Annotated in this window: 6 protein-coding genes; 5 read left to right on the forward strand and 1 reads right to left on the reverse strand. The window is 59.6% G+C overall.

Going from position 1 to position 8,431, the window contains the following annotated elements:
- Nucleotides 1-1,674: 1,674 nt before the first annotated feature.
- The 3 genes from parA to QZY44_RS10030 all read left to right on the forward strand — a co-directional run bounded on the left by parA (nucleotide 1,675) and on the right by QZY44_RS10030 (nucleotide 4,458).
- On the forward strand, nucleotides 1,675-2,337 hold the full coding sequence (parA, locus tag QZY44_RS10020; RefSeq protein ID WP_295390689.1) for a ParA family partition ATPase: 663 nt from the start codon (nucleotides 1,675-1,677) through the stop codon (nucleotides 2,335-2,337).
- Complete coding sequence (locus QZY44_RS10025) at nucleotides 2,334-2,744, forward strand: hypothetical protein (protein WP_295445724.1); 411 nt, start codon at nucleotides 2,334-2,336, stop codon at nucleotides 2,742-2,744. The genes parA and QZY44_RS10025 overlap by 4 nt, the downstream gene beginning before the upstream one ends.
- Nucleotides 2,745-3,378: 634 nt before the next feature.
- On the forward strand, nucleotides 3,379-4,458 hold the full coding sequence (locus tag QZY44_RS10030) for a hypothetical protein (protein ID WP_295445726.1): 1,080 nt from the start codon (nucleotides 3,379-3,381) through the stop codon (nucleotides 4,456-4,458).
- Between the two features lie 982 nt (nucleotides 4,459-5,440).
- On the opposite strand, the gene QZY44_RS10035 is transcribed toward QZY44_RS10030, so the two are convergent.
- A complete protein-coding gene (locus QZY44_RS10035) occupies nucleotides 5,441-6,799 on the reverse strand; it encodes an IS1182 family transposase (protein WP_295445732.1) in 1,359 nt (452 codons plus the stop codon).
- A 241-nt stretch (nucleotides 6,800-7,040) separates the two neighbouring features.
- Between QZY44_RS10035 and QZY44_RS10040 the strand changes: the two genes are divergently transcribed.
- Entirely contained in the window at nucleotides 7,041-7,658 is a 618-nt protein-coding gene (locus tag QZY44_RS10040; protein WP_295445728.1) for an AbiEi antitoxin N-terminal domain-containing protein, read from the forward strand.
- On the forward strand, nucleotides 7,655-8,146 hold the full coding sequence (locus QZY44_RS10045) for a nucleotidyl transferase AbiEii/AbiGii toxin family protein (protein WP_295445730.1): 492 nt from the start codon (nucleotides 7,655-7,657) through the stop codon (nucleotides 8,144-8,146). Before QZY44_RS10040 ends, QZY44_RS10045 begins: the two co-directional genes overlap by 4 nt.
- Nucleotides 8,147-8,431 lie beyond the last annotated feature (285 nt).

The raw sequence follows: 8,431 nt of genomic DNA on the forward strand, positions 1-8,431 counted from the left end.
CCTTTGTCAGACGATATGACGATCTGATCATCATACCATTGCAGTGTTCGGGTAGGCTGGACATCGATAGGTGTGGGCACGCATGGTGTCAACAGATCGTAACAGCCACAGCGGGAGCCGTAAGGGAATCCCTAAGGTGCGGCGGCCAAACCAGCGTTCGACGTAGTCTGCGGATTCCAGCGTTAGGGGCGTCGTCGTTAACATGACCGATCGATATTACGGTATGCACTTCTTACCGTCTGACGGTATTACGATATACTCCTTTTACCGTGAGACGGTATTACGATAGGCGCCGGCCCCCATGATAGCGAAGACTGTGGCATGCCAGCGGCAACCGGAAGGCGCACCGAGACTCGACGGTGCAAGCAGCGCGCCTCCGAGTCAGCGGCCGTCTGCCTTCGTGGGCAGACTTTTGGTCTAACGATATGATCATCATACGTTACCATGGTTACGGTAGGCTATACCTCGATAAGTGAGGGCACGCAGGGCGTCGATGATCGTGGCTGGCCCAGCGGGAGCCGTGAGGTACCCCCTAAGGCACGGTAACCGAACCAGCGCTTGGCCCAGTCTACGGACTCCATCCCTGGTGACACAAGCGGTCATATGATGGAACGATATGCCGATATACACGTCCGTTCGTTATACGGTATGACGTTAAGCGCGGGCACCCAGGACGGCGCAGACCGGGGCATGCCAGCGGCAACCGGAAGGCGCCCCGAGACGCGACGGCGCGACCAGCACTCCGCCGAGTTAGCGGTTGCCTACTTTCGTGGGTAGGACCGTGGTCAGTCAATTTGACGATCTAATCGCCCTACTTTCACACAGGGTTACGGCAGGCTACATATCAATAGGTGAGGGCGGCATGGCAGCGAAGACCGTGCCCTGGCCAGCGGTAGCCGGAAGGCAACCCGAGGCTTGACGGCGCGACCAGCACTCCGCCAACCCAGCGGCTACCTCCCTTAGTGCGGAAGGCCTTTGTCAGACGATATGACGATCTGATCATCATACCATTGCAGTGTTCGGGTAGGCTGGACATCGATAGGTGTGGGCACGCATGGTGTCAACAGATCGTAACAGCCACAGCGGGAGCCGTGAGGGAATCCCTAAGGTGCGGCGGCCAAACCAGCGCTCGACGTAGTCTGCGGATTCCAGCGTTGGGGGCGTGGTCGTTAACATGACCGATCGACATTACGATATGCGCTTCTGACGGTCTTACGGTCTTACGGTCTTACGATATACTCGTCCTACCGTGCAACGGTCTTACGATAGGCGCCGGTCCCCATGATAGCGAAGACCGTGGCATGCCAGCGGCAACCGGAAGGCGCACCGAGACTCGACGGCGCAACCAGCACACCTCCGAATCAGCGGCTACCATCATCCGTGGGGAGGACCTTGATCCGACGATATAACGATCCAATCGTCATAGCGTTTCGGTAGGCTATACCTCGATAGATGAGGACAAGCAGGCGACGGAGATTGTGATGAGTCAGGCGGCTGCCGAAAGCCCCTCCCCAAGACCCGGCGACCGGGCCATCGCTTCACCCCGTCAGCGCCTCCATACATCACCGCCCTGAAGGCGCGACCGATGGTTACATGATCGTATGGTATGATGATATCCTTCGCTTACCGTAGAATGGTTTTACGGTAGGACCACTTGCGATAAGGGGAGTGTGCATGACGGCGAAGATCGTGACGGTCACAAACCAGAAGGGCGGCTGCGGCAAGACCACTGTGAGTATGCAGCTCGCCGGGGGGCTCGCCAAACACGGACGAGTGCTCGTCGTCGACGCGGACGCGCAGGCTACGGCCACGCGCTGGGCCGCCTCGGCATCAGACGATCAACCGTTTCCCGCCACGGTAACCGGCTTGGCAGCCGCTGGCGCCAAGCTCCACCGGGAGGTCCGGAAGTACCTCACCGACTATGATTTCATCCTCATCGACTGCCCGCCTTCCGTCGAATCACCAGTTCCGCAAAGTGCCCTGCTCGTCTCGGATCTGGCCCTGATCCCCATCATCCCTGCTCCGGCCGATCTGTGGGCAGCCAGTGGAACCCGGGTGCTAATTGAGCAGGCAGGCGCGTTGAACAACGGGCTGATCGCGCGGATGGTGCCTAACATGGTGCCCCGCACATCCCTCGGAGATGAGGTTTTGGGCGAGCTGTCCGGATACGGGATCCCGCTGACGCAGGCACAGCTGCGTCAACGCACCGCCTATCGAGAGGCTCAGGTGTACGGCACCACGGTGCACACTATGGGCGCCCGTGCGCGTGATTCCATAGAGGAGGTTGACCTCCTCCTGGAGGAAATTCTCGGCATCTTGTCAGGAGTTGCGCGATGAACACCAGAAAGCGAAGCATCGGCACTGCCCTCAAGTCCTCAGTCGCAGCCGAGGAAGAGGCAGTCCGGAAGCGGTTCGACCAGGCTGATCAGCTGCTGGTCGACCGCCGTGAAGCCCTCAGCCGAGCTGAAGGGGGGGCGACAACATCGTCCGCTCTTGTCCCTAAGGATCAGGAGACCCTTGACGTCCCAGTGGGGGTCACGCGACTGGCGTACAGTCTGCCCCCACACGAGGCAGTCATGGTGCAGGAAATGCTCCTGCGAGCGGCGCAGGCTGGACAATTGATTAACCGGTCGGAGTTAGTCCGTGCAGCCCTGCATGTCCTCAGCGTCATGCCAGATGCTGCGTTTGATGAGGCGGTAAAGTCAGTGGTTAAACTCAAGCCAGGTCGCCCTGCGGTGAACTGAGGCTGTGAGCAGTCGTGGCCTCCCGTGGTGTTACTGCCTCACCGACACGTCTAACGAAAGCAAGGTATTATCGTCATATCGTAAGCAACCTAGCAAGGTCGGAGCCTTGGTGACGGTGGGGAGGCAGCGTGCCGTTTAGTGCGAGTATCATGTGCAACAATTCCAGATTTGACAGCGGCAACGCCGAGCAATGGCTATGGACGGCAAGAAAGGAGGTTGACGCAGACGATAGAACAGAGATCTAGCGAACAAGATAGGGCGCAATTTATCGCTGGTTCGCGTTTCGTGTTCTAGTAGGACTGCTGGAGCGGTAGACCGAGAGGAGGGCGCCCCGAAACGGAAAAGTATCCTCGCCTCCATACTGGCCGTCCAGCCGCAACATTCGCGCCGCCGGCCACTTCGACACCACGACCCGGACGGGGACCAAGATCACCGCTCCTGGCAAAGCTTCACCAACAGCAAGACGGAGACGGCAATGCCCAGACGCGGGCGGCTCGAATCACCAACGGCGACGAGGGTTGGAGAAGGACTACCGGCCACCCGGCGCGCAACGCTGGCGGTCGGGACTATCGGCATAAGTAGCTTCACTAGCGGAGGCGCCAGCCGGTCCGTGGTTGCCTTCGAGGATTAGGAGATGTCGCAAAAGATCGTTAGTAAACAACCTGCCACGACGACCCAAAATCTTCAATACGACTTGTTCACCACGTTTTTCGGAGACGTGGCCGACCTGTCTAACACAATTGAACTGTGGGACGCCATCCCGAAATACGCCGTATCGCCCCGTACTCAGAACGCCCTCCGCAGCCCGGACAGCCGCCTTCCCGTCCATGAATACAGCTTCGTCTACGCCACGCGACGGAATGGTCAGCGCATCGAGCACGCGTGTCGCGTTGCTATCCAACCCGCCGCAATCAAGATCGACGATACCTACATAGACTATTATCCTAGTGCCAATGAGGAACTCATAGAGGAGGTCATTCGGAAAATTTTCGCAGACCAGCAGTGCGGCGTTCATGATCCAAAAAACGCAGAAAGCTGGGTTCGCTTCTCCGTACAGATGATCCGAAAAGAGCTTAAATTGCGCAGTAAGACCAGGAACTTAGATGAAATAAAACGTTCCATCGACATCCTATCCAGGACGCACATTTCGCTCTATCTGGACGATAATCAAGATCCTGTCTATTCTGCTCCGATCCTTTCTGACGTGACCCGTGTCAACCGTCAGAAATATCTAACCGACACGTCCATCACCTGGGTTGCCCGCCTTCCTGCCCTCATTTCAAAGAGCGTAAATGAACTGACATACCGCCAGTTCAACTATGGCGTCCTCATGTCCCTTTCCTCACAAATCGCCCGTTGGCTCCACAAGCGCCTATCGCACAACTACACGAACGCGAGCTTCATGGACCCTTATGAAATCCTATTTTCCTCGATCCAACGTGACAGTGGTTTCCTGGCCTATGCACGCACCAATGACAACCTACAAGCACTAGAAACAGCCTTGGTCGAATTGCAAAGCAACCGCGTTCTCCAATCCTGGAAGCGCGTCGACGAACGCAAGGCAGGCCGCAAAATCCTCGATATCAAGTACCGCCTCCATGCACACTCAGACTTCATCGGGGATGTCAAAGCAGCCAACGCCAGACTGAGGGACTCCCGCGCGACGCTCTCGGGTCCTCCTCCTGTGCATAACTCTCTGCCAAGTGGTAGGTAGACGCCGCAACAAGTGGTAGGTAGGCGCCGCAACAGTGGTAGGTGGATGCCGCAACAGGTGGTAGGTAGAAGCCGTACAGGGCATTTTTCTCCTCGTCACCCAAGGATTCCAAGCTCAGAAACACTCAAACAGTGGTAGGCGGAGGCCGCAACACTCGAAAAAAGTAGTAGGTGGAAGCCGCAACGGTGGTAGGTGGAAGCCGCAACGCTCGAAAAAAGTGGTAGGTAGAAGCCGCAACAGTATCCTAGGTGGTAGGTGGAAGCCGCAAAGCGGCTACATCATCTTATTGTTTTTGTTTATTTTTGTGTTCTTTTCGGCCACCTTATCCTTTCCTTTCTTTACTCTTTAACTTTCTTTCTTATCCGTTTTTAAAACCTGTGAATAACGTAGTCGGTACACATGTTAGGAAATGATCAGTCCAGAAAACTAAAAATTGTTATAAAAAATTAGTCGATATAGGGTCAAAAGCAAGCAAGATAGAATATAACATATTGATATATTTTAATAAGAAGCTTTCAGGGTGAAGATCAGCGCATGACCTAACCACCTTACTATGATAGGAAACCACGGTAAATCCACCAGTTTTTGCAATTATAAAATCAAAGCTAAGCGCAGCCAGTTCAGCCTTCAACCCACACCCCCAGACCAAAGTCCTAACCACCATCCTGGGACGTTGGCTGGCTTATAACCGGGAAGGAAAAGGCGCTCAACTCTGCCAGTTCGGTACCTGGTGCCCGCCCGGACAGCGACAACTGCGTCTGCACCCAGGGGGGAGGTGGCCGAGTTTTCCACCGCCACGATCGACCGGATACATAGTCAAGGGGTGGGTTCAGCGCTCCTCGCACATCTGATTTGGGCCGCCCAGCCCTAGCAGCCTGTCGGACTTAGGCGCCGTCGCCACCGCCTGAGGCCATTGGATGGCTTTTCTTGGCAAAAAAGAGGCGATTTTCGGCTAAAAGCGCAGTTTGCCTCGGTTTTCCCCTTACTGCGGACGTAATACGGCCATGCGTTTCAGGTTCCACGCCAGGCAGACCAGCGTCCATTCGCCCTGGACGTTGTCCAGCCCGCGGGTGAGAAATTGACGAAAGCCCATCACCGACTTGATGATCCCGAACACCGGCTCGACGGTCTGTTTGCGCAGGGCATAGGCGGCCCGGCCGGCGCCGGTCTTGAGGCGGTTGGTCATGCGCTCCACCGGCGTGGCCGCGGGCGCCAACTCCGGCGGCTCGCGAAAGCGCTCCGACCAATGCGGGTGGTGCTGGTCGCGTTTGACCGCAATCAGCGGCTCGATCCCGGCTGTTTCGCAGGCCACCACGTTGTCTTTGCTGAAATAGCCAGCGTCTGCCGTGAGCTGTTTGGCGTCGTTGAGTTGCGCGGGCAGCGCCTGGAGCTTCGCCAGCATCGGCACCACTTGCTGCTTGTCGTTGACCGCCTGTACGACCTGCGCCACCACCACCAGCATGCTTTCGGGATCGACCATGGCTTGGCCGTTGTAGCATTGCTCGAAACCACCGCCGGCGACCGGCATGATCCGCGATTCGTCGTCGGTCAGATTGATCTGGTCATCCACCCGCGGCCCCGGTGTCGGGGCCTTGGGGGCAGTGCCGCCAATTTTCTTGCCGGTAGCCGCGACGCGGGCGGCGCGTGCCGCGAGCTTCGCCTCGTACTCGGCTTGCTCGCGCGCGAAGCGCTCGGCGGCCCGCGCCGCGATCTTGGTCTTGGCGGCGGCAATCGCCGCCAGACGCTCCTCGCGACGCTCCAACTCCGCCGGGATGCTCATCCCGTCCGGGACCTGGGCGCCGTCCGTGCGCTCGGCCAACGCCATCAGTTCTTGGACCTCGGCCTGCAGGTGCGCCTCAATGGCCTCGGCATGCCCATAGGACAAGGCGCTGTGGCGGCTAGCATTGGCGTGAATCTTGGTCCCGTCCAAGCAGACGCTGCCGAACCGACTGAACCGGTTCTCCCGCGCCACCTCCAGCACTTGCACGAAGGCCGCCTCAAATTCCTTGCGGAAGCGGCGCCGGAAGGTCGCCAGGGTGTCGTGGTCCGGGTGAAGGTTGCAGGCAATGAAGCGACACGCCAGCGAATCGTACGTGGCCCGCTCGATCTTGCGGCTGGAAAAACGCCCGGTGGCGTAGCCGTAGATCAGCAACGCCAACAGCATCGCTGGGTGATACGGCGTGCTCCCGGTGCCGCCATAGGCTTGCACCAGCGCGCTCAGATCCAAGCCCTCCACCACCTCGACCACGTAGCGTGCCAGGTGGCCCTTCGACAGCCAGTCCTGCACCGACAGCGGCAGGAGCAAGTCAGTCTCGCGGTCCATCGGGTGGAAGCGGCGCATCGGCAGTCGTACTCCGGACATCGGGGTTGATCCGAACAGTGTACAGGAACGTCAGCTGCGACGGGGCTCCGAAGTCCGACAGGCTGCTAGGGCATACGCCGTTTTTGGTTTGAATTGCTGCCTGCGCGAGTCGGATTGCTTTCATCCACGGTTCAACATCACAAAGTACGCTGTCGAACTCCACAGGCGCGTTGCAAAACGCGGGGCATCGTTGGCAATAACCTGCGTTGTGAAACATGCTATGAGCATGGACACTACCCAGGACACCATCCTTGATCTCGCGCGGAACCACGGGCTCCTCCGTCCGCTGGATCTGGTCAGCCACGGGCTGCCCCGGGTTTCCCTAACTCGACTGGTGCGCCAGGGGCGGCTTGCGCGCATTGGCCGCGGTCTCTATGCCCGTCCGGACCGCGCGGTGTCGGAGCATTCCTCGCTGGCCGAGGTCGCCCGCATGCACCCCCGGGCCGTGGTCTGCCTGCTCTCGGCGCTGCGTTTCCACGAACTCACCACCCAGGCGCCGTTCCAGATCTGGCTCGTCATTCCGAACAAGGCGCGTGCCCCGCGCCTGGACTCTCCGCCGCTGCGGATCGTGCGGTTCCCCGCGGCGGCCCTGACCGAGGGCGTCGATGAGCACCTGATTGACGGCGTGCCGGTGCGCATCACGGGCGTGGCGCGGACCGTCGCAGACTGCTTCAAGTACCGCAACAAGATCGGTCTGGACGTGGCCTTAGAGGCCCTGCGCGAGGCCCTGGGGACGAACGGCCAGCGGCGACGGGCGACCATGGACGACCTGTGGCGCTTCGCCCGGCTTTGCCGGGTCGTCAATGTGAAGCGCCCCTATATGGAGAGCCTGACGTGACCGGGCCGGACCTGGCCGCGTCCGTGCGCGCCCGCTTGCTCAACAAGGCGAAGGCCGAGCAGCAGGACTTCAACCTGGTTCTGACCCGCTACGCCCTGGAGCGGCTGCTCTATCGCCTAGGCCGATCCAACCACGCGGAGCGCTTCCTGCTCAAGGGCGCGTTGCTGCTCGACCCGTGGTTCGACATCCCCCACCGCCCGACCCGCGACACCGACCTGTTGGGGTTCGGCCCGGCCGACATCCCGCGCATTGAGGCCGTCTTCCGCGACCTGTGCGCCGGCGCCGGCGAGCCCGACGATGGCATCCGCTTTCAGGCCGAGACGGTCCGCGCCCTGGAGATCCGCACGGAGGCCAACGACGCCGGTCTGCGCGTCACCCTGGTCGGGCTGCTCGCGGGCGCTCAGTGCCCGGTACCTGTGGCGGCCCACAAACATCCGCGCCCGGACCCACAAACATCGCGATTTTCGGCCCAGATTAGTTGCAGATAACGGCGGTCCCGGACCCAGATGATTTGCCAATGAGCCCACATTAGCTGCAAACAGCCTGCAAACGTCGGCTCCGACCCAGATTATCTGCAAATGGCCAAAGAGACGGGCGGGACACCCTCAGACCGAGAGCCCGGCTCAGTGCATCCCCCCCATTCCCAGTGCCCAGAGCCCCAGGTTCAGGGTCAGGAAGGACAGTAGCGTCGTCGCCAGGAGTGCCGAGGCGCACGCCTCGCCCTGTCCATAGCGTTGGGCAAGCAAGGGAAAGAGGGTGACCATGGGCAGCGC

The sequence above is a fragment of the uncultured Thiodictyon sp. genome (genome assembly GCA_903837595.1).
Classification (GTDB): Bacteria; Pseudomonadota; Gammaproteobacteria; order Chromatiales; family Chromatiaceae; genus Thiodictyon.